General features: G+C 45.3%; 18 protein-coding genes. 14 read left to right on the forward strand and 4 right to left on the reverse strand.

The window, feature by feature from the left end; genetic code table 11:
* Positions 1 to 327: 327 nt before the first annotated feature.
* The 6 genes from QUB61_RS24315 to QUB61_RS24340 all read left to right on the forward strand — a co-directional run bounded on the left by QUB61_RS24315 (position 328) and on the right by QUB61_RS24340 (position 7,887).
* Positions 328 to 2,268 carry an alpha-amylase family glycosyl hydrolase gene (locus QUB61_RS24315; protein WP_333132700.1) on the forward strand — a complete coding sequence of 647 codons (1,941 nt, stop codon included), beginning with the start codon at positions 328 to 330 and terminating at the stop codon, positions 2,266 to 2,268.
* 375 nt (positions 2,269 to 2,643) lie between these two features.
* Positions 2,644 to 3,192, forward strand: coding sequence for an endonuclease/exonuclease/phosphatase family protein (locus QUB61_RS24320; protein ID WP_333132716.1), 549 nt, complete (start codon positions 2,644 to 2,646; stop codon positions 3,190 to 3,192).
* A 51-nt stretch (positions 3,193 to 3,243) separates the two neighbouring features.
* The gene (locus QUB61_RS24325) at positions 3,244 to 5,214 is read left to right on the forward strand and encodes a DEAD/DEAH box helicase family protein (RefSeq protein ID WP_333132701.1); all 1,971 of its coding nucleotides are present in this window, start codon (positions 3,244 to 3,246) and stop codon (positions 5,212 to 5,214) included.
* 2 nt (positions 5,215 to 5,216) lie between these two features.
* Positions 5,217 to 5,435 carry a hypothetical protein gene (locus QUB61_RS24330; protein WP_333132702.1) on the forward strand — a complete coding sequence of 73 codons (219 nt, stop codon included), beginning with the start codon at positions 5,217 to 5,219 and terminating at the stop codon, positions 5,433 to 5,435.
* On the forward strand, positions 5,432 to 7,411 hold the full coding sequence (locus tag QUB61_RS24335) for a hypothetical protein (RefSeq protein ID WP_333132703.1): 1,980 nt from the start codon (positions 5,432 to 5,434) through the stop codon (positions 7,409 to 7,411). The genes QUB61_RS24330 and QUB61_RS24335 overlap by 4 nt, the downstream gene beginning before the upstream one ends.
* A 2-nt stretch (positions 7,412 to 7,413) precedes the next feature.
* Positions 7,414 to 7,887, forward strand: a complete 474-nt coding sequence (locus QUB61_RS24340; protein WP_333132704.1) for a hypothetical protein — start codon at positions 7,414 to 7,416, stop codon at positions 7,885 to 7,887.
* A 62-nt stretch (positions 7,888 to 7,949) separates the two neighbouring features.
* Here QUB61_RS24340 and QUB61_RS24345 read toward each other — a convergent pair whose 3' ends face one another.
* Positions 7,950 to 9,542 carry a DGQHR domain-containing protein gene (locus QUB61_RS24345; protein WP_333132705.1) on the reverse strand — a complete coding sequence of 531 codons (1,593 nt, stop codon included), beginning with the start codon at positions 9,540 to 9,542 and terminating at the stop codon, positions 7,950 to 7,952.
* Between the two features lie 247 nt (positions 9,543 to 9,789).
* Here QUB61_RS24345 and dndB point away from each other — a divergent pair, with 247 nt between their 5' ends.
* Positions 9,790 to 10,926, forward strand: a complete 1,137-nt coding sequence (gene dndB, locus QUB61_RS24350) for a DNA sulfur modification protein DndB (protein ID WP_333132706.1) — start codon at positions 9,790 to 9,792, stop codon at positions 10,924 to 10,926.
* A 31-nt stretch (positions 10,927 to 10,957) separates the two neighbouring features.
* Here dndB and QUB61_RS24355 read toward each other — a convergent pair whose 3' ends face one another.
* Positions 10,958 to 11,569 (reverse strand): hypothetical protein, encoded by a 612-nt coding sequence (locus QUB61_RS24355; RefSeq protein ID WP_333132707.1) that lies wholly within the window; start codon positions 11,567 to 11,569, stop codon positions 10,958 to 10,960.
* A gap of 219 nt (positions 11,570 to 11,788) precedes the next feature.
* Between QUB61_RS24355 and QUB61_RS24360 the strand changes: the two genes are divergently transcribed.
* The 3 genes from QUB61_RS24360 to QUB61_RS24370 all read left to right on the forward strand — a co-directional run bounded on the left by QUB61_RS24360 (position 11,789) and on the right by QUB61_RS24370 (position 15,163).
* Positions 11,789 to 12,787 carry an HNH endonuclease gene (locus QUB61_RS24360; protein WP_333132708.1) on the forward strand — a complete coding sequence of 333 codons (999 nt, stop codon included), beginning with the start codon at positions 11,789 to 11,791 and terminating at the stop codon, positions 12,785 to 12,787.
* Positions 12,784 to 14,469 carry a DNA phosphorothioation system sulfurtransferase DndC gene (gene dndC / locus QUB61_RS24365; protein WP_333132709.1) on the forward strand — a complete coding sequence of 562 codons (1,686 nt, stop codon included), beginning with the start codon at positions 12,784 to 12,786 and terminating at the stop codon, positions 14,467 to 14,469. The genes QUB61_RS24360 and dndC overlap by 4 nt, the downstream gene beginning before the upstream one ends.
* Positions 14,470 to 14,599: 130 nt before the next feature.
* A complete protein-coding gene (locus QUB61_RS24370) occupies positions 14,600 to 15,163 on the forward strand; it encodes a GxxExxY protein (RefSeq protein WP_333132710.1) in 564 nt (187 codons plus the stop codon).
* A 76-nt stretch (positions 15,164 to 15,239) separates the two neighbouring features.
* Here the strand turns inward: QUB61_RS24370 and QUB61_RS24375 are convergent, their stop codons facing one another.
* A complete protein-coding gene (locus tag QUB61_RS24375; protein ID WP_333132711.1) occupies positions 15,240 to 15,446 on the reverse strand; it encodes a hypothetical protein in 207 nt (68 codons plus the stop codon).
* Positions 15,447 to 15,457: 11 nt separating this feature from the next.
* On the opposite strand from QUB61_RS24375, the gene dndD reads away from it, so the two are divergent.
* The 3 genes from dndD to dndE all read left to right on the forward strand — a co-directional run bounded on the left by dndD (position 15,458) and on the right by dndE (position 18,652).
* Positions 15,458 to 17,455 (forward strand): DNA sulfur modification protein DndD, encoded by a 1,998-nt coding sequence (gene dndD, locus QUB61_RS24380; RefSeq protein ID WP_333132712.1) that lies wholly within the window; start codon positions 15,458 to 15,460, stop codon positions 17,453 to 17,455.
* Between the two features lie 325 nt (positions 17,456 to 17,780).
* Positions 17,781 to 18,170, forward strand: a complete 390-nt coding sequence (locus QUB61_RS24385; RefSeq protein ID WP_333132713.1) for a GxxExxY protein — start codon at positions 17,781 to 17,783, stop codon at positions 18,168 to 18,170.
* Between the two features lie 80 nt (positions 18,171 to 18,250).
* Entirely contained in the window at positions 18,251 to 18,652 is a 402-nt protein-coding gene (dndE, locus tag QUB61_RS24390; protein ID WP_190660605.1) for a DNA sulfur modification protein DndE, read from the forward strand.
* A 62-nt stretch (positions 18,653 to 18,714) separates the two neighbouring features.
* Here dndE and thiD read toward each other — a convergent pair whose 3' ends face one another.
* A complete protein-coding gene (gene thiD, locus QUB61_RS24395) occupies positions 18,715 to 19,524 on the reverse strand; it encodes a bifunctional hydroxymethylpyrimidine kinase/phosphomethylpyrimidine kinase (protein WP_333132714.1) in 810 nt (269 codons plus the stop codon).
* A 303-nt stretch (positions 19,525 to 19,827) separates the two neighbouring features.
* On the opposite strand from thiD, the gene QUB61_RS24400 reads away from it, so the two are divergent.
* On the forward strand, positions 19,828 to 20,607 hold the full coding sequence (locus tag QUB61_RS24400; RefSeq protein WP_333132715.1) for an MBL fold metallo-hydrolase: 780 nt from the start codon (positions 19,828 to 19,830) through the stop codon (positions 20,605 to 20,607).
* The last annotated feature ends 124 nt before the right edge of the window (positions 20,608 to 20,731 follow it).

Genomic DNA, 20,731 nt, shown 5'->3' on the forward strand with positions numbered 1-20,731 from the left:
TGCCATTCGCATTAATTGCAGGACTAGCGATCGGTATCTATAGTACATCGCCAACAGTTAGTAATATCGATTCCGGTTGCACCGTCCGTCATTGTTGACGGTTGACGGTTGACTGTTGACGGTTGACGGTTGACTGTTGACTAATGACTGTTGACTAATGACTAATGACTAATGACTAACGTTACTATAAAGCTTCAACCTATCGCGCAAGATTGGGCGATCGCTTCTTAGGAGGACAAAACACGATCGCCAGAACCAAACAGGAGGCTCAATGACATTGAGCCGATCGACTTTGCAATACCATTCACCAATCTTGAGGTAATTCCTATGACATTTGCGGATCAGAATCTCACCAAGAAGCGCCCAGATAGTTTAAAAGACTTTTCTTTACCCCGACGTGAGAGTTACTTTCCATCCTCTGCAGATTGGAGAAATGAAGTCCTCTATTTTCTCTTACCCGATCGCTTTAGCGATGGTCAGGAAGACACACGCCCTCTACTTAATCGGCAGCAACTCAATCAGGCCCGACCTAATCTGCCGAATGGACAGTCTTGGCGATTTGACAAGTGGGCAGAATCCGGAGGCGATCGCTGGCAGGGTGGGACGCTCAAAGGATTAGAGTCAAAGCTGGATTATCTCAACCAACTAGGCGTGACGACGATCTGGGTAGGGCCAATCTTTCAGCAGCGGGGTCACTTGGATAGCTATCACGGTTACGGCATTCAAGATTTTCTAGAGGTCGATCCTCGCTTTGGGACTCGCCAAGATTTGGTCAGTCTGGTCAATAAAGCGCACTCCAAGGGGCTACGCATTATCCTTGATATCATTTTTAACCATTCAGGATCTAACTGGCTTTATGCTCCTGGTACCCCTGGGGGAGAATGGGAACCACCCTATACACCTGGTTGGTATCAGTTTGGCTCGTGGCTAGGCGATCGCGGACAACCCATTGCGGGGCCACCTCAAACCGAGGCGGAAGGAGTCTGGCCGATCGAACTCCAGGAACCAGATTGCTATACTCGTGCCGGAAAGGGCGATTTAGGGCGGGGGGAGCTCGACGATCCCAATGCCGAATTCCGGCGTTCGGATTTCATTACGCTGCGCGATTTCCAGTTGGACTATCCCCATCTCTTAGATTACTTAGCCCGGTGTTATAAATACTGGATCGCCCTGACAGACTGCGATGGCTTTCGGATTGATACGCTCAAGCACGTTACCTACGAGCAAGCCCGAAATTTCTGCGGGGCGATTAAGGAGTTTGCGGCCAATCTGGGTAAGAGCGACTTCTTTTTGGTAGGAGAAATAGCAGGCGGAGACTTCAACGAAGACCGTTATCTGGATGTGGTGGGGCAGAATCTAAACGCGGCTCTCGATATCGGCGAGATGCGGGTAAATCTTAACCAAGTTGCCAAAGGGTTCATGGCTGCAAGAGCCTACTTTAACGGGTTCGATCCAATGAACGCGGTGATGGGTTCGCACCGGAATCTCGGGCGGCGCCATGTTTCAATTTTGGACGATCACGATCATGTATTTGGTGAAAAAATCCGCTTTTCCAGTGAAGCCGCATCGGACCATCAGGTGATTGCCGGAGTGGCATTGCAACTGTTCACGTTGGGGATTCCTTGCATTTACGCGGGAACCGAGCAGGCATTGGCGGGGCCAGAACCGTCTGAACGCAAGTGGTTGCCCGACTGGAAGGGATCCGATCGCTATTTGCGGGAAGCAATGTTTGGCCCCTCGCATCCCCGGCAATCGGGAGTAGCAGGACTAGAAGCCTTCGATCAAAACTTACCCGGCTTTGGGCCGTTTGGGACAGCGGGTGCTCACTGTTTCGATCCGAATCACCCTGTCTATGTTCGGATTGCCGCAATGGCGGCACTCCGCAAAAAGTTCCCTGTGCTGCGCTTGGGACGACAGTATTTGCGACCAACCGCGATTCCCTTCTTGAATTTGCCCTTTGGCGATCGCGGACTGAGTGGAGAAATTATTGGTTGGTCACGGGTTTTAGACGATGAAGAAGCGGTTTGTGTGCTCAACAGTCATGGAACGGATAATCGAGGAGCGAGAGTGCTAGTGGATGCCAATCTCAACCCGATCGGGAGTTCAATGACGGTAATTCTGAATACCGCTGAAGTAGGGAATCCGGGTTACACGGGTCCTCATCAGGTGGGCCGGGCGGTGTCAGTGCAGCGACAAGATGGGACTGCCTATGTCGAGATCCAACCGCTTCCAGCATCCGAATTTTTGATTTTGACGAATCATCCCTAAAGTCAAGCTGAGGCGCCGTGCGATCGTCGGCATCAACCAGTCGGTGACATGACCTTGAGCAAATTAACTTTGCAACCTAGAGTGCGATCGCATATCTTGAATGGGCGAAAGGAGCGATCGAGTCAGTGCAGTTTCTAGTCCACTGACTCGATTAACTTTGTCAGAGTGCGATCGCAAATCTAGAGTAGGAGAAAAACAATAAATTGCCGCAGCTATGTGCAGCCGATCGCCGAGCGTGAAAAAACATCTGCCTGCATCGTGGCACGGGCGTCCCGCCTGTAGTTCCGAAGCGGTGACAAAATCAACTCAGCACCGGCGGCAATCCTACCTCTTGCGGGAGACTACCCCTATCAAATTGGCACTCCCCCTGTACGAATTCTCAGTAAATATCCGATTGTATCCACCCAAATACTGCACTTAGCTGGCCATCGAGAAACGCAGCAACGGGCAATTATTAAATTTAACGAACAAGAAGTAGTGATTTATAATATGCAAGCTACCGGGCCCTGGTTTAAGATATATAACATCTTGCGTTTTCTCACAATTCCCGTTTACAAATATGGCCCACACGCGCCTGAGATTCAAGACTTAGTGCAGCGAGTTGAGCGAGAAATTCTGCCAGTAATTGTCGCGGGCGATTTTAATATTACAGACGAAACTCAAGACTATGACAGGGTGCTGAAAGTCATGCAAGATTCTCTCCGAAAAGCGGGATTTGGGTTTGGTTTTACCTGGTCTCACGGTTGGGAACTTAAGTTATTGGTAAAAAGCTCGAATTGGAGATTAAATTATCCCGTTTTCCGGATTGATTGTATTTGGTATTCAAAGCATTGGGATGCTAAATCGAGTTCGGTTTTGGAGGCAACCGAGTCCGATCGTTTGCCTGTAGCAGCCGAACTCATTTTATTGACAGCGGCTAGATAGCGAGAATTAGTCTATACTAGAAAAATTAGCGGGGATTTGGAGGGTGCGGCGTTGAGCTTCAGAGATTTAGCGATTCAAGATGAGTACCGGAGCGATCGCTGCGATCTAATCCAAGAATTTTACATTCCTTGTTTGGAAAAGGCTACAGTTTACAAGCGAGCCGTTGGTTTTTTCTCCAGCACTTCGATGGCAGCCGCCGCAAAAGGACTGACAGCATTGATTCGAGTTGGCGGCAAGATGCAGCTCGTGGCTTCTCCACATTTGTCCCCAGAAGATGCGGAGGCGATCGTGCAAGGAATGCGACAAAAAGAAGAAGTTATTGTCAGTGCTGTTCTGCGAGAATTAGATAAAGAATTTGAGGGAATTGTTCGAGATCGCTGGGCTTGTTTGGCTTGGTTATTGAGTCAAAACATCCTCGAAATTAAACTAGCTGTTACTAAAGAGATTCGCCGCCAGGGAATTTATCACGAAAAATTAGGGATATTTGCCGATACCGAAAACAATATCGTTGCTTTCACGGGCTCGGCTAACGAAAGCTCAACTGCTTTAATTGATAATTTTGAATGTATTGATGTCTTTTGTTCTTGGCATCCGGGAGTTAGAGAACGGGCCTTAAAAAAAGCCGAAAATTTTCATAAATTGTGGAAAAACGAGACGCCGAATGTGGAAGTAATCGAGTTTCCCGAAGCGGCGGCGCGATCGCTGTTGCGTCTGTGTCCCGATCGACCTCCTGCACTGGAACCCGGATTGCCATACAAACCTAAATTTTCGGCTTCTGAAGATAAGACAAATTACCAAGTGAACTCCTCAAAAAGAAGTGATTTGTGGGGACATCAAACACAAGCCGTTCAAGCTTTCTTGCAGCATCGCTGCGGCATTCTGGAAATGGCAACAGGAACCGGAAAAACGCGCACTGCTTTGAATATTTTGCAGGAATTAACTACAGCACAAGCCATTGAATCTGCCATAATTACTACAATTGGAACCGATTTACTCAACCAATGGGTTAAACAGTTGTACAGCGTTGCTAGCAATTTAAACCCCCAGTTTCGCGTCCTTCAGCATTATGGGGATTATTGCCAAAAAGATGAGTACGATCTAGACCCCAAAAATAGCGTGTTGGTAGTGTCGCGCAACGCACTGCGCAACGTGCTGCGATCGCTCAACAACCCCACCAGAAAACGGTTGCTCATAATTCACGATGAAGTTCACGGCTTGGGAAGTCCCGCCAATATTGAAGACTTAGACGGACTATCTGACGGGATTGCTTATCGACTCGGCCTCAGTGCAACTCCAGAGCGAGAATACGATCGCGAAGGAACAGAATTTATTGAAAAAAATGTCGGTGCTGTCATTTATCAGTTTACTTTAGAGGATGCGATTCGGCTCGGAGTTTTATGTGAATTTGATTACTATCCAATTGAGTATGAATTATCGGAAGAAGACCGACAGCGCATCAAGAATGTCTACAGCAGAAAAGCAGGTCGAAAATCTGAAGGTAAACCCATGTCTAATGAGGAGTTTTGGACTGCTTTAGCAAGAGTTTACAAAACTTCTCGCTCCAAAGTGCCTTATTTTGAAAGGTTTCTCTTGGATCGTCCAGAAATTTTAGACAGATGTATTGTGTTTGTAGAAGACCGCCAATACGGCGAATTAGTCTTGTCTCTCATTCACCGTTACCGATACGATTATCATACCTATTATGCTGAAGATGACACTAAAAACTTGGTTGATTTCGCTCAAGGTAAAATTTCTTGTTTAGTAACCTGCCATCGCCTTTCTCAAGGAATTGATATTCAGTCTCTCCGTTCAGTGGTTTTATTTTCATCAGCGCGGTCTAAATTAGAAACAGTTCAGAGAATGGGGCGCTGTTTGCGGCGCGATCCAACTAACCCCAATAAACGAGCTATAGTTGTTGACTTTGTGCGAGTTCAGGATGAAGATACAGAGGAGTTAAATACTGACCAATTGCGCAAACAGTGGCTAACCAGTTTATCTAAAATTAGAGCCGAGGCAGATTAACGATGGCAATAGACAAAAAAATTTACGAGGCTGTTTATGAAGCGGTTAACAACCACAATCAACCGCCCAAAGTGGCTGAGAGAATGATGCTATGGCTGGCGCATCTATCAGAAGGAAGTGCTACTTTGTCAAATCCAGATGACATTAAAGCTTGCCTGGCAACAATATTAGATGCCATTAAAGTAGACGGCGGTCAAGATGAAGAGGAGGAATTAGAATGAGCCGACAATTTACGCTTTTAGGATGGTCGGCTTCGGGTTTAAGATGCCCCGACCATGAGGTGAATCTTTGCCTTCCCGACAATCATCTTTTACCCTATCCAGTAACATTAGTGCAGATGCCTAACGGTACTGGTAAAACAACTACATTAACGATGCTGCGTGCTGCACTATCCGGGTCGGCAAAAGAGTGGAATTCCGAAATAATCCGCGCGCTTCGACGCAGCAGCGGCGCGGCAAAATCCGGTCAGTTTGTGGTCAAAATAGCTGTGAATAACAACCCGCTGACGTTTGAGCTGAATCTCAATTTCGATCGCGGTAAAGTTGAATACAGAACCAGCTACGGAACTGGAATTAGGGAGGGGTTTTTTCCGCCTCCAATGCTGATGAAATTTCTCAATCCAGAATTTGTTAACCTGTTTGTTTTTGACGGCGAACTAGCTAGTAATTTACTAGATTCCAAACAGACACGGGCGCGCAGTGCCATTGATTCGCTCTTCCAACTATCTTTGTTGGAGGAAGTGGCTAAGGCGTTTCAGGAAAATTGGGAAAAACACGCGGAATCAGCTACAGCCAAATCTACTCAAGGTTTGAGTCGCCGCCGAAATAGACTAAAAGGATTGCAAGAAAAGCGAAAAAGAATTAAGCTCGAACAAGAAAAAGTTCAGCTTCACAAATCGCGGCTTAACTTAGAAATACAGTCAGCAGAAACAGACTATGAAACTGCCTTCAGCAAGGATAAAAATATCGGCTCTCAGTTGCAAAAAATCAAAGTAGATTTAGAGAATAAAGAGAAAATTATTGCTATAGAGGTTGCAAAGGCGATCGATAAGATGCGAAGCCCCGAAAGACTGCTTCCTAAGTTTGGAGAAGCCCTCAAGGACTTAAAAGCGAATTTAGATCGGCTGAAATTACCAACTTCGACTTCAAAAGAGTTTTTTGAGGAGTTAGCGCAAGCTGAAGAATGCGTGTGCGGCCGCAGAATGAATGAGGTGAGTCGCGAGGCCGTGCGCGATCGCGCGAAAAACTATTTAGCTGACGATGAAGTTGGGGTTTTAAATAGCATTAAATCAGATATTGCCATTCATTGCAGCGACGAACCCGAAGTTCCCTATCAAGAACTTCAGGAACAGTTAGCAAACTTAGGATACCAAATTGCCGATCGAGACTACCTCAAAACAAGAATGAGCGCGATCGAACAAACACGTTTTGCACAAGGCGACTCGGAACTAGAGGAGAAAAAGCAATATCTCGAAAAGCTCAAAGAACAACTTCGCACTTGTACGGAACGTTTGACAGAAATTGAGCGATCGCCCCACACGAAACCTAGCGAAGATACAGACTCTCTCAAGGAATTAGATAAACTCATTGAAAAAGCAGAATATGAAGTCGCTGAAGCCACCGAAACCTTAAACCTCAAATCCAAAACAGAAATTGCTAAGCGCATTCTTGCCGAAGCGCACCAGCAAGCAAGAGAATACCTGCGAAAGTTTATTCTTGAAGAAACGAACCAGCGCATCGCGCAATTGCTATCGAGAGATCCAGTTTTTTTAGAAGACATTCAAGACTCCCTGCAACTGCGGGGACAAGGCGGTGCGAGTGTCGGTCAAACCTTATCTGTTAGCTATGCTTTTCTAGCGACTCTTTTTAACCGCAGCGAGCACCAATTGCCCTTTATTGTTGATAGTCCGGCCGGTTCCCTGGATCTCAAAGTCCGTCCCGAAGTAGCGCGCCTCATTCCCTCTTTGTGCGATCAGTTTGTCGCCTTTACTATCTCCAGCGAACGGCAAAGTTTTGTTAATGTTTTGGCTCGGGCGGCCAACCAGCAAGTGCAGTATCTCACCATTTTTCGGAAAACCTCTAGAATGAATGCCCTTTTGCAGAATGTACCGCGCGATCGCATCAAAGAAACTGTTGATGGGGTAATTGTGAACGGAAATGACTTTTTTGAACGGTTCGATCTCGATGAGGAGTTGTAAAAATGGACTTTCAATTGCGTAAAGATGCTCGCAAATGGTTTAAAGATATATATGCCAATTATTCGATTTTGTTTGACTTATACTATCTTTGTTTGATGGCCGGTTTCGCTGCGTCCCGCAGGAACACTCAAATTACTGCTGAAGAAGTAGATTCTTTAGTAGAAAACTTTCCGGGTGACTTCCGCGATCGCGGGCGGCGGTTAGTTGGGCTTTTAATTCATGCCGATCTAGCTTATTTAGGAATAGATTTAGATGAGCGAGATGCTGTTTACCGCAGAGTCGCAGAGTTAGTCGATCCTAACTCGCCTTCCGATTTGTCTAATGAAGGCATTAAGATAATGAATCAATACGCTCACGGCGGTTTTGATGTTCTGTGCGAAAATTTTAGCGATCGCCCCACATCAATTGAAACATTCATTAGAAAATACGCTCGCTGCCTCAGCGATTTACAAACCGCAGATGCAGGGCGATCGTGAAAAAACATCTGCCTGCATCGTGGCACGGGCGTCCCGCCTGTAGTTCCGAAGCGGTGACCAAATCAACTCAGCACCGGCGGCAATCCTACCTCTTGCGGCTGCACAAATCGGCCGTTAAAACTAACAGCTTTATCCTCAAAAGTCCTCGCTTCCGCCACCGCTTGCCGCAAATGAGCTCGCTCCATATCGTCCTGAATTCCCCCCACCAAATATACAATTAACTTCGTCGCTAAATCCTTTCCAGAAACTAGCATTCGCTTTTTGTTCGGATCGTACAAAATCCCGTACCACGCAGACTCAGGATTGTCCATGTGGCTAAATCCTTCATCGACATCGAATCTGCGGAGTTTGTCGAAAATAGATTTCAGGGAAAGTTTCTTCCTAAATACTAGAATTCCCAAAGCATTAGCTAAAGCAATTTGACCGACTGGACGGAACAAAAGATTTCCCTCGCCCGCTGGCTTTTCAAAACTAAATCGGCGCAATTCAGTCGTTTCTTCGCCGCTTTCAATTCTTTGATAGCTGGGTAAAGTTGCTAAATGATCGAACAATTTTTTAAACTCTTCAATTCCCTCTTTTAGTTCTTCATCTTCGGGACGCATGGGAATTAAACCTTTTCGTTCCGGCTTCCAATGGGGGAATTTGTATTCTAAATACCGTTCGGACATATCTTGCAGCGCTTGCAATGTGGTTAAGACTGTTGATTTTGCTGCGACTGTGGCGCTGTCCCAATTGACGCGGGGATTTCTGTCATCTTGTTCTTTTAATAAGGGATGGGTGACGGCAATTTTTCGGGCCGCGATCGCAAATCCGTTGTCCTCGTTCAATAATGCTAGCTGTCCCTGACTCAGCGTTACCGCCATTAGGTTAACGTGCACAAAGATCGATCGCACGCGCCGTTGTGCTTGCTGTCGCGTTTCCCCCGCTACCGCCGCCGGGATAAACTCAATCCCGATTTTTTCGTGAGCTAATTTATACACTTTTTCGGGGTCAATTTGATACTCTTCTGCTAAATCTTCCAGAGTAATTGCAGCGCCGACAGGTTTTTTATTTTTGTTGTATCTTTGCAGGATTCCGGTTTTAATTAAACTCATTAAACCTTGAACTCCCATCAGCCGATGCTGGCCGTCTAAGGCAAAAATGGAGACTTTTTGAGACACATCCAAAAGCCCTAAGTTCTCGTTTTTATCAAAGGATGTAAATTCAGCAGCCGATTTAGTTGCTACGCCATTTTTATCCCATTCCTCGGCTAGAGGATTGTCTACCCACGGGGGACTGACGACTACTAAAACTGCGGGGAATTTGTGCGATTTTCTGGCTGCTAAGTATTGAGTGAGGGCTGCTTGGCGCGACCAATCTAAGGGACGCTGGATAATTTCGTCAATGGTTTCGTCGTCCCGGACGATGTTGTTGGTTTGGAGGTCGAATTTTTGGCGGAAAAGCGGCATTTGGGAGGCGAAACGGACGCGAGAGTCTAACCATTCTAGGGTGACTGAACCGATGTATGCTTCGCTGTTTCCCATCTGGGTTTTTTGTACGAAAATGCGATCGTCCTTTCCTAAATAATTATCTAATAAAAGTGCGATTTCCTGTCTGTCGCTATTTTCTTTTTCTAAAATTTTGCTAGCGAGGTCATCCGCTGGGTTGGTGTTCATCGGCGGTTTTTATATAATTAGGCTATTTTTCAAAAATATCATGAGTTAAACTTTATGTCAACTCTTGTTTTTTAAAAATTTTTGTGAAATACTTGAGTTATCGGAGAACAGTCCCCGACTGCATACCATATTTACTGCACGATGTCAAAGATTTATTTATTTAAACCGCAGATGAACGCAGATAGACGCAGATAAGAGTTATTCATCTGCGGAAAGTTGGCGTGTATCTGCGGTTTCACAAAAAAATATGTCTACTCCTTCTTTTGAATACATTTTGCCGGTGATCCGGGGAATTCAAGCGGGCCGCGAATATTATGTGTCGATGTGTCCGGTGCGTTTTTTGCCGAAATTGTTTCCCTTTGAATCTGAAGATTTGCCGCCGTCTATGCGGGCGAAACGCGCGCTTAACAAAGCTAGGATTCCCGAAATTGCTGATTATTTTGTTAAGAATCCTACAAATTATACTTGTGGGGCTATTGCTGCTTCGATTGATGCGGATATTACTTTTGAAGCAGTGGGAAATGAGGCCGAAGAACGGAAAATCGGTCGCTTGCGAGTGCCGATGGATGCTAAGTTTACTATTAATGACGGACAGCATCGCCGGGCGGCTTTTGAGATGGCTTTGAGGGAAAATCCGCAGTTGGGATATGAGACGGTGGCGCTGATTTTGTTTCTGGATGTTGGGTTGGAAAAATCGCAGCAGATGTTTGCTGATTTGAACGGTTTTCAAGTTCCTTTGGAGGCGTCACTCGGTCTACTTTACAACCACCGGGACGATCGCGCTTTTGTGGTGAAGGCGGTTGTTAAGCAGGTTGAGGTTTTCCGGTGTTTGACTGAGATGGAGAAGGGGAGTTTGAACGGGCGATCGCACAAATTGTTTGCGCTGAGTGCGATCGATCGTGCGATCGTGGCTTTGCTGTCTAATATTCACGGCAGCGAACAGGCAAAACCCTCTGTTTCTCGCCCCAAAAAAGAACAGAAAGAGGAAGAACTTGCTCAAAAAATACAACTGGCGGTTAGTTATTGGAATGCGGTTTGCAGTTTTATTCCAGATTGGCAATTAGTTCTGCACAAGCAAGTGGCGGCGGGGGAAATGCGCCGGGATTGCGTGCACTGTCACAGTGTTGTGCTTGAGAGTTTGGGGGAAGTTGGGGCGGCTTTGCGATCGGTTTTTCCTGAGAGTTGGGAGGAACGTTTGAGCCTTTTGCAGCAGGTTGATTGGTCGATTTCTAATCCTGATTGGGAGGGTGGGATTTTGTTGAAAGGGGGGATTTCGCGATCGAGGGCGAGTGTTAGTTGGATGACTGATTATTTGAAAAAGCGGTTGGGTTTGGAAACCGCAGATACAGCACAGGCGGGACGCCCGTGCCACCTGCGTTTGTAATTGCAGCGCCAAAATGCCGTCAAAAACTAGGCTAATTAAAATAGCGTCTGAATGGTTCTGCAAGAATGCCCAAGATTTGGTCTAGCTGAGTAATAAAATATTCAGTCAAATCAATTTTTAACAACTGATTTTCTAAAATTAGGAATTTCCAGTTTGTACCAGTTGAAACTGCTCCATAAATTGCGGATTGTTCTTGCCCTTTGCGCGCATTAAATATTTGAGCGGCTGCCATCTGAGCCGCACACTGTCCCAATCCTATTCTAATATCGTTGTCTTTTGCTTCCACCAATGTCAAAACTGGGGCAGTCACCAATGATTGATTGCTCGATGCGCTGAGGAGAAAGTCACAAGCCCCGGTTAATCCTTTGCTCTCTTCTACGTTAAATGTGTTGCCGGAAAAGTAGCCAATTTTGTTATTAAAAGTGCGCCGTATTTCGAGTAGAATGGGAGTGATGATTAATTCTGATCGAGCTTTTTCCGTACTGATACTTGAGGCTAAGTCTAAAGCTTCGTCTAGAGTTTGTGTGAGACGTTCTGAAGGTGCGAGGGGGGGAATTTGGCTGAATAAGTGGGGAATGTCTTCAACAGTTAGATCCAGGGTTGAGACGGCTTGGTCGATGGTTTTGAAGTCGCTGTAGGACATATTTGGTTTGGGGGAGGGATGGATTTGAGAACCGCAGATGCACGCGGACAGTGATATAATTATCACCAGTTTACGCTAGAAAATTACTTTTAAGTCTGATGACACTGCTTAAATTGTCTAGTTTCTGCATTAAGGTTGTGCTTTGCGGTGCTTAACTTTTTGTTGAAAAGAGTGTAAAATTTTAGCTGGGATTGTATTTAATCATAGCGGGAGGAGGAAATGACTACAGGAGAAGAGTCCGAAAATAAGAATTTAGCATACTATCGCAATTGTTTTTCTCAGATCAATGTAGGCAAGAATAAACAAGGAGGCGATGCTCTAAATCAGCCAATAATGCTACTGTCTGTAATTGAGTTAATTACACAAGGTTTGCTTAAGGAGAACAACATTACCATTTCCGATGAATTAATTAACACCTTCAAAAAATACTGGTGTGTGTTGACTTCTGATTCCTTCAAGGGTGTTAATTTTGCTATTCCATTTTTTCACTTAAAAAACAGGGAACCTAAATTTTGGTACGTTAAATTTAGCGAACAATACGAAGGAGGGCGTGCTCAAACAATCAACACCTTAAAAAGAGATGTTGATAGTGCCAAACTTGACGATGAACTATTTAATTTATTGCAAGATACTAATGCCCGCCAAGAATTAATAGATATATTGATCTCTAGCTGGTTTTCATCTAACAGAAAACAGATAGAAGATGTTTTAACAATTAACGAGTCTCTCCAAGATTCTACCTGGGATGAATTAGATAGTAGTGAATCTGTTAATACAGATGGACTACCAAAGATGTATTTAAAAAAATCTCTGTTTAGAGAGGCTTTTTTCCGTAAATCGGTCGTGCATTTGTATGATTACCGATGTGCTTTTTGTCGATTAAAAGTCACTCGTTCACTTAGTCAAAGTATTGTAGATGGTGCACATATCAAGCCCTTCTCAGAGTTTTATGATAATAGAGTAGATAATGGACTCTCATTGTGTAAAAATCATCATTGGGCATTCGATCGCGGATGGTTTGCTGTTGACGATCGTTATCAAATTATAGTTGCTAGTGATTTACAAGAGGACTCACCACACCCTAGATTAATGAAAGAGTTTCACGGCGAACTTATTCTTTTGCCAAGTTCCGAGCAATATTATCCGAGAAAAGATGCGCTTCAGTGGCATCGCAAAAATGTGTTTACTTTAAAATCAAAACGGAGATCTAGAAAATGAATGATTTACAACAAATGTCACTATTTCCGCCCCGCAATATTGGCGATTTAATGGCAGACATAGAAATTTTAAAAAAGGAAATTCAAGAGCTTTATTGTCAAGATGAACTCCCACTTGTAATCGGTTGGAGTGGCGGCAAAGATAGTTCCGCAGTCCTACAGCTTGTCTGGTATGCGATTGCAGAGTTGCCAATTGAGAAACGCCACAAAAAAATTCATGTTTTAACAAATGATACACTGGTAGAAAACCCTATAGTAGCTGCTGGAGTACATAATTCTCTAAAACGGATGAAAGTTGCAGCCCAAGAACAGAAAATGCCAATAGAAACTCATTTAACTTATCCAGCCGTTCAAGATACCTTTTGGGCCTGCTTAATAGGTAAAGGATACCCAGCACCTAGAAATCGATTTAGATGGTGTACGGAACGATTAAAAATACAACCAACAGGTTCTTTTATTCGTGAAATAATTAGAACTAGCGGCGAGGCAATTCTTGTTCTAGGTACTCGCAAGGCTGAAAGTGCTAAACGCGCCGCAAATATGGCTAAACATAGGGAGTGGCGAGTAAGCGAACGCCTTAATGCTAATCCCACTCGCCCTAACTCTTATATTTACCTTCCCATTGAAGACTGGCGAACAGATGAAGTGTGGCTTTACTTGATGCAGTGGGATAATCCGTGGGGAAATAACAATAAAGATTTGCTAACTATGTATCGAGGTGCGACAGCAGATAATGAATGTCCTTTAGTTGTTGATACTTCCACCCCTAGTTGTGGAAATTCTCGCTTTGGCTGCTGGGTTTGCACAATGGTAAGCCAAGATAAATCTATGGAGGCAATGATTCAAAACGATGAAGAAAAAGAATGGATGCAGCCTCTACTCGATATTCGCAACGAATTAGACATTCCAGACGATCACCCAAAAAGAGACTTCCGCCGCATCTACGGTAGAGTAGAACTGTTTGAACGCAACATGGGCGACGACACAACCTCCGTCGAACCCATCCCAGGGCCGTACACCAAAATCTGGCGAGAACACTGGCTGAGACGAGTCTTGGAAGCACAAACCCACATCCGCAAAACCGCACCCTTAGAAATGCGCGATATCACCTTAATTACCCCAGAAGAACTTAGCGAAATCCGCCGTATTTGGCTGGAAGAAAAGCACGAATTTGACGACTCTTTGCCCCGGATTTACGAAGAAGTTACGGGCGAACCTTTTGAAGATTCCCGTCCCGCCGCCGAAAGAAAACTCCTCGGTAGCGACGAATGGGCTGCGATCGAAGAGATTTGCAGCGAGGACAAAATGCACCTCGAATTGATGGCAAAACTCCTTGATACAGAACGCCAATACTACACGAAGCCGCGCCGTACAGGCATTTACGCCGATTTGGACAAATGCTTTGAAACCAGTTCGCGATCGAAGGAAGAAGCGATTGGCAACGCCCACTATCAACGCAATTTAAAAAAAGCGGTGGAAGATATTAAAGCAAATCCGACGGAAAACATTCAGCAATTCAAAGATGCGATCGCCCAAACCAACAGTTCCGCCAAAAACGATACCGTTGATATTGCCAAACTTAAAGAAGAACTCGAAAGCAACAGCAATCAAAGCAGACAGCTATCTTGGGCGGATATTAAATTTTCACCGCCAAATTCAGGAGAGGAAAAACCTAGCGATTAGCACGCGCTAGCCTGCGGTTAAACCCAAACTTGTTGACAGCCACCCCGCCGAGCGATCGGATACAATAGGCTGTCAATTAACCTGATTATTACCCAACCCTCATCGTTGAAATTACAAAATTTTTACGACCATGATTAATCCTAATATTCCCCATCAGGAACTTACATACAGCATCATCGGCTGTGCAATGAGAGTACACCGGAGGACGCAAAAAGGTTTAAGAGAAAAACATTACCAAAGAGCCTTTGATGCAGAAATGATAGAATCCGGTTTAACAACAGAAATGGAGTATCCCAGACAAATTTACGACGGTGAAGTTTGGATGGGAATCCTCTATCTAGACCATTGGGTGAATGAAGGTATTGTAGTAGAGGATAAAGCCGTAAATTATCCAATGACCGATAAAGATAAAGCTCAAATAATAGCTTACGTAGCAGCTACAGGAGCGCAAGTAGGTTTATTTATAAACTTTGGACGTAGCAAATTAGAATATCACCGTATCCTCCCACCAAAATCTGTACAAGGTTGGCAGAAACACATTCAACCATACTTGTGGACGCCGAAAACAAGTGGCAGGGGTTGGACAAGAGGAAGTTCAGGAACCTATGAAGAAACAGATGCCGAACTCCCCTTACCTTCCAGCATTAGACCCCAGAACCAGGAGGAAGATTCAACCGAAGTGATTGATTGGTAGCAAGGGGGGGAAATATTAGCAACGGATTTTGTAACGGATGTAACGGATGATTAGTGGGTGATTACCAAATCCGCTGCTAATCGCCCCCACCAACCACCCATCCGTTAAATCCGCTGCTAACCGTCCCCCCACCAACCACCCATCCGTTAAATCCGCTGCTAACCGTCTCCCCACCAACCACCCATCCGTTAAATCCGCTGCTAACCGTCTCCCCACCAACTACCCATCCGTTAAATCCGCTACAAAATCCGCTGCTAACCGCCCCCCCACCAACCAACAACATCTACATCTACAATGCAATTCCTCGAACTCGTCCTTAAAAACTTCGGCCCCTATGCAGGCACCCAAACCATCAATCTCCGCCCCGAAAAAGACGGAAATCCCTGCCCAGTTATTTTATTTGGCGGCATGAATGGCGGCGGCAAAACCACCCTCATGGACGCCATTCGCCTCGCCCTCTACGGTGGCCGCGCCCAATGTTCCACCAGAGGCAATTTAAGCTACAGTGACTTTCTCAATCAATCCGTCAACCGCCACACTCCCCCATTAGAAGATACCCGCGTCGAACTAACATTTGAACAAGTCCAAGACGACAAATTAACTCAATTCAAAATAGTTAGATACTGGAAAAAATTAGATATCAAAGACAACCTAAGCATTCTCATCTACAGCGAGATTGTCAGCGATTGGTGGTCGGACAAAGCAATTACTAACACCTGGGACGAATACATCGAAACCCTTTTACCCGTCGGAATATCCAACCTATTTCTGTTTGACGGCGAACAAGTAAAAGAACTCGCCGAACTCGAAACACCGCCGGAGTTTGTCGTCGGGGCGATTAAATCTCTTTTAGGTTTAGAATTAGCAGAACGCCTCGCCGTCGATTTAGAAATATTAGCCGGCCGCAAGCGGAAAGAAATTGCTGGCAAAAAAGACTTGGCTGCTTTAGAGAAAATCGAACAAACTTTTAAGAAAGTTACTGATGAAATAGACTTAGCTAAGCAAGAACAAGCCAGCTTTAAAAACGAGTTAGAGAAAGCTCAAAAAAATCAGCAACAAGCATCAGAAAAATTTATCTATGAAGGCGGGAAAATTGCCGCCGATCGCAGTCAGCTAGACAGCAAGCTAAACGACTACAGAAATCAGGCAGACAAAACCCGTCAATCCATGATGGAATTGGCATCAAATACCCTACCACTCGCCTTAATTTCGCCCTTGCTAAGCGAAGCAAAAATTCAAGCAGAAACAGAAGCCAGCCAGCAGCAAGCAAAGATTGCCCAAAATGTTATCAAACAAAGAAGCGATCGCCTTCTCAACTACATCGCGGAAATCTCCTTAAATCCCCAACAGCTAGATAAAATTCAAGACTTCATCCGCCAAGAAAACCAAGAACTCGAACAGCAAGCGGGAACTGACGTTCCGCCCTGGATGAACGCCGACAACAACAGCATCCAGCAACTAGAAAACCTTCTTAGCTACCAAATTAAAGCCCAGCAAATTCTAGCCCGCGACCAAATAGAAGAAATCAAAAGCATCGAAGCAGAAATCGACTTTACAGACAGACAACTCGCAGCCGCCGCTTCCCCCGAAGCCTACGAAAAACTAGAAGAAAAAGTCAGGAAAGCCCAAAAAGCAGTCGCTATCGCAGCCGCCGCCTTGGAATCAGCCAACCGCCGCGTCGATGAATTAGAGAGAGAATTAGCCAAAAACCAAAAAGAACTAGAAAACTACAGCAGCGAATACATCACCATCAGAAACAGCCAACACGTCATCGCTTCTATCGCCAAAGCCCAAGCTACCCTGAAACTCTTTAAAGAAAAACTCACCCTCAAAAAACTCAACAAACTCGAAATAGAAATTACCGACTGTTTCCGCTACCTGTTGCACAAAACCGACCTCGTGCACAGAGTTGCGATCGACACTCAAACATTTAGCCTCTCCATTTACGATCCAGAAGGCAAACCGGTACCCAAACACCGACTTTCAGCCGGGGAAAAACAATTGCTGGCGATCGCCTTTTTGTGGGGATTGGCTAGAGTATCCGGGAGACAATTGCCAGTTGCGATCGACACTCCCTTGGGCCGCCTCGACTCCTCCCACAGAAACAACCTAGTCGAACGCTATTTCCCCTCGGCCAGCCACCAAGTCATCCTGCTTTCTACCGATACGGAAATTAGAAAAGTAGAATACGAAAAACTCCAAGAATTAGAGGCGATCGCCCACAGCTACCTCCTCAAATACGACTCCGCCAAACACCAAACCACCGTCGAAAAAGGTTACTTCTGGGAATAAAAATTCGCCCTAAAAAATAGCCGCAACCCCCTTGACTTTGCTGGGGAGTTGCGGTAGTATATATAGTATAATGGGATGGTTGCGAAAATTTTATTTTTGCGACTATCCAATTATATAGGATAAATCCTACTAGAAATACAATACCAAAAACCGCCGATTTAATCAAGCCCGCGCCGTGTAAAAATTTGTTAATGAACCGCAGATGATGGCAGATGAGCGCAGATGAACGCAGATGGGATTTTACCAGGTGTCAAATTATTGTAGCAGAAGGTGATTTTTGGTAGAGTTTTGGATGTGGGATTTTTGGAACCGCAGATGAGGGCAGATGAACACGGATGAACGCAGATTGGAACTTAATGAGATTACGGAAAAAATTATTGGGTGTGCTTTTAAGGTTGGGAATAGGTTGGGTTACGGATTTTTAGAGAAAGTTTATGAGAATGCTTTGGTTTATGAACTTCGGAAAACAGGAATGTTGGTTGAACCTCAGTTTACAGTTTATGTCCATTACGAAGATATAATTGTTGGGAAATTTGTGCCAGATGTGTTAGTGGAAAGATCCGTGCTTGTAGAACTCAAAGCAATCAAATCACTCGGTGAAAGAGAAACAGCACAGTGTCTCAATGTCATAAAAGCTACAAAAATAACTATCTGCTTGCTAATCAATTTCGGCAACCCCAAAGTAGAAATTAAACGAATAGTCCACAACTTCTAAACCGCAGATCCAATCTCATGGTATCATCTGCGTTAATCTGCGTTAATCAGCCTTCATCTGCGGTTAAAAATATTAAACTCATGGAACCACCAGTCGATCGCATCCGCCTCTCCCAAACAGGCAAAGACCAACTATCAAAACTGAAACGATCGACCAAAATTGACCAGTGGAACATCCTGTGTCGGTGGGGATTTTGCCGATCGCTCGCCGAACCCAGCATCCCATCCCCAGTACCAATTCCCAGCGACAGCAACGTCGAATTAAGCTGGGATGTCTTCGGCGGCGACATGGCCGATATCTTGATAATTGCCCTCAAGCAGCGGTGTCACCAAGACAATTTAGGCACAGAAAAAGAAACTCTAGCGAAACAGTTTCGCCTGCACTTGCACCGAGGGATTGGTTATTTGGCCGGCGATCCGAATATTAAGAAAATCGAAGACTTGGTGGCGATCGCTTTATCGCCTGAAAAATTAAGAAATTAAACGAACCGCGAAGACGCAAAGGACGCGAAGGAAGAAGGGAAGAGAAGGGATGAGTTCACAATTTACTTCAGTAAAAGCGGGAAAAAATGACCTACCGGCCCTTGGCCTTCCCCAATATCCAAAGCATATTTGAGAGCAGTAGTCACATAATCCTTAGCCAATGTCACCGCTGTAAACAAATCTTTACCCAAAGCCAAATTAGCAGCGATCGCAGCACTCAAAGTACAACCAGTCCCGTGAGTATTCCCAGTATCAACAGTCTCAGTCTTCAACGCATCCAACCGCGTACCGTCAAACCAAACATCAATTCCCCGCAAATCTCCCGCCATCCCGCCGCCTTTCACCAAAACAGCCTTTGCGCCCAAACGGTAAATCTGTTGCGCCGCCGATCGCATATCGTCTAGAGAAACAATCTCTAAACCGCTCAAAATCTGAGCCTCAAACCGATTCGGAGTCACGACAGCAGCCATTGGAATCAAAACATCCCGCAAAAACGCGATCGCCCCCTCATCAATCAATCGATCGCCCGATCGTGAAACCATCACCGGATCGACAACCAAATTCCCTATTCCCAAAGCTTCCATCTGTAAAGCCACCGCCGCCATAATTTCCCGATTCAGCAGCATCCCAGTTTTCACAGCGTGCACCCCAATATCCCCAACCACCGCCTGAATTTGAGCCGCCACAGCCTCCGCAGACAAAGCATCAACTCGCATCACCCCCAAAGTATTTTGAGCCGTCACGCAAGTCAGAGCACTCGTACCGTGCACGCAGTGAAACGCAAAAGTCCGCAAATCCGCCTGAATTCCCGCCCCGCCGCCACTATCCGAACCCGCCACAGTCAAAGCCACAGGAATCTTCAATTTAATCATCTTATTTCAACCGCAGATAAACGCCAACTTAAACCAAACAAATCCCATCTTATCCGCGTTCATCAGCGCTCATCCGCCCTCATCTGCGGTTAAAATTCCCCAAACAAAATTAGCTATAATTAAAACAAATGTAAAGAATTATTGCAATATCTTATTTCAACCGCAGATCAACACCAACTTGAACCAAACAAATCCCATCTTATCCGCGTTCATCAGCGCTCATCCGCCCTCATCTGCGGTTAAAAATTCCCCAACCAAATTAGCTATGATTAAAACACATGTAAAGAATTATTGCAAACAACAGTGAAACTCACCCGAATCGACCTCAACTCTTGGATCTTCCACATCTGTGGCCAAACCATCCTCGTCGATCCCTGGCTGGTCGATCCCCTTGTATTTTACGGTCAACCCTGGCTGTTCACCGCCTACCACAACACCCCCGTCGCCTTCACTCCCAGCACCTTACCGCCGATCGACCTCATCCTGATTTCCCAAGGATTAGACGACCACTGTCACAGACCAACACTCGAACAGCTCGATCGCACAATTCCCGCGATCGCCTCACCCACCGCCGCCAAAGTCCTCAGCAGTTTAGGCTACACCAATATCACATCTTTAGCAAATTGGCAAGATTTAAATTTTAAAGAAAAGTTACAAATTACCGCCGTACCCGGAGCCGAAATCCAGCCCGGACAGGAAGAAAACGGCTACTTGCTCAAAGATTTAAGCAGCGGCGAGACACTTTATTACGAACCGCACCTGCCACCATTAGAAAAAGTCAAACAGAAAATAGACACAGTAGACGTAGCCATCGCCCCAGTCATCGGTCAAATCTTCCCCTTCCTCGGACAAGTCATCATGGGCCCAAAACAAGCCCTCAGCCTCGCCCAAACACTGAAACCTCGGTTTTTCGTGCCTACAGCGGCGGGAGACATCCGAACCACAGGCATTTTACCAATGTTAGTGCGATCGGTCGGCAGCATCCCCGAATTTTGCGATTTACTAGCAAAATCCGGACTCTCCACCCAACTCCTCGAACCCGAACCCGGTCAAACCCTGGAAATTTTAGATTTTAGATTTTAGATTTTAGATTTTTTAGATTGGAGATGTTCGATGTTCGATTTTCTAGAGTAAATTACCCAGCACTGACCTGAGTACAGGTACAGTGTGGGCTTTCAATAGCCCTGAAATGATCTTGCACATTGCA

The sequence above is a fragment of the Microcoleus sp. C2D2 genome, from assembly GCF_036702495.1.
Lineage (GTDB): Bacteria > Cyanobacteriota > Cyanobacteriia > Cyanobacteriales > Microcoleaceae > Microcoleus.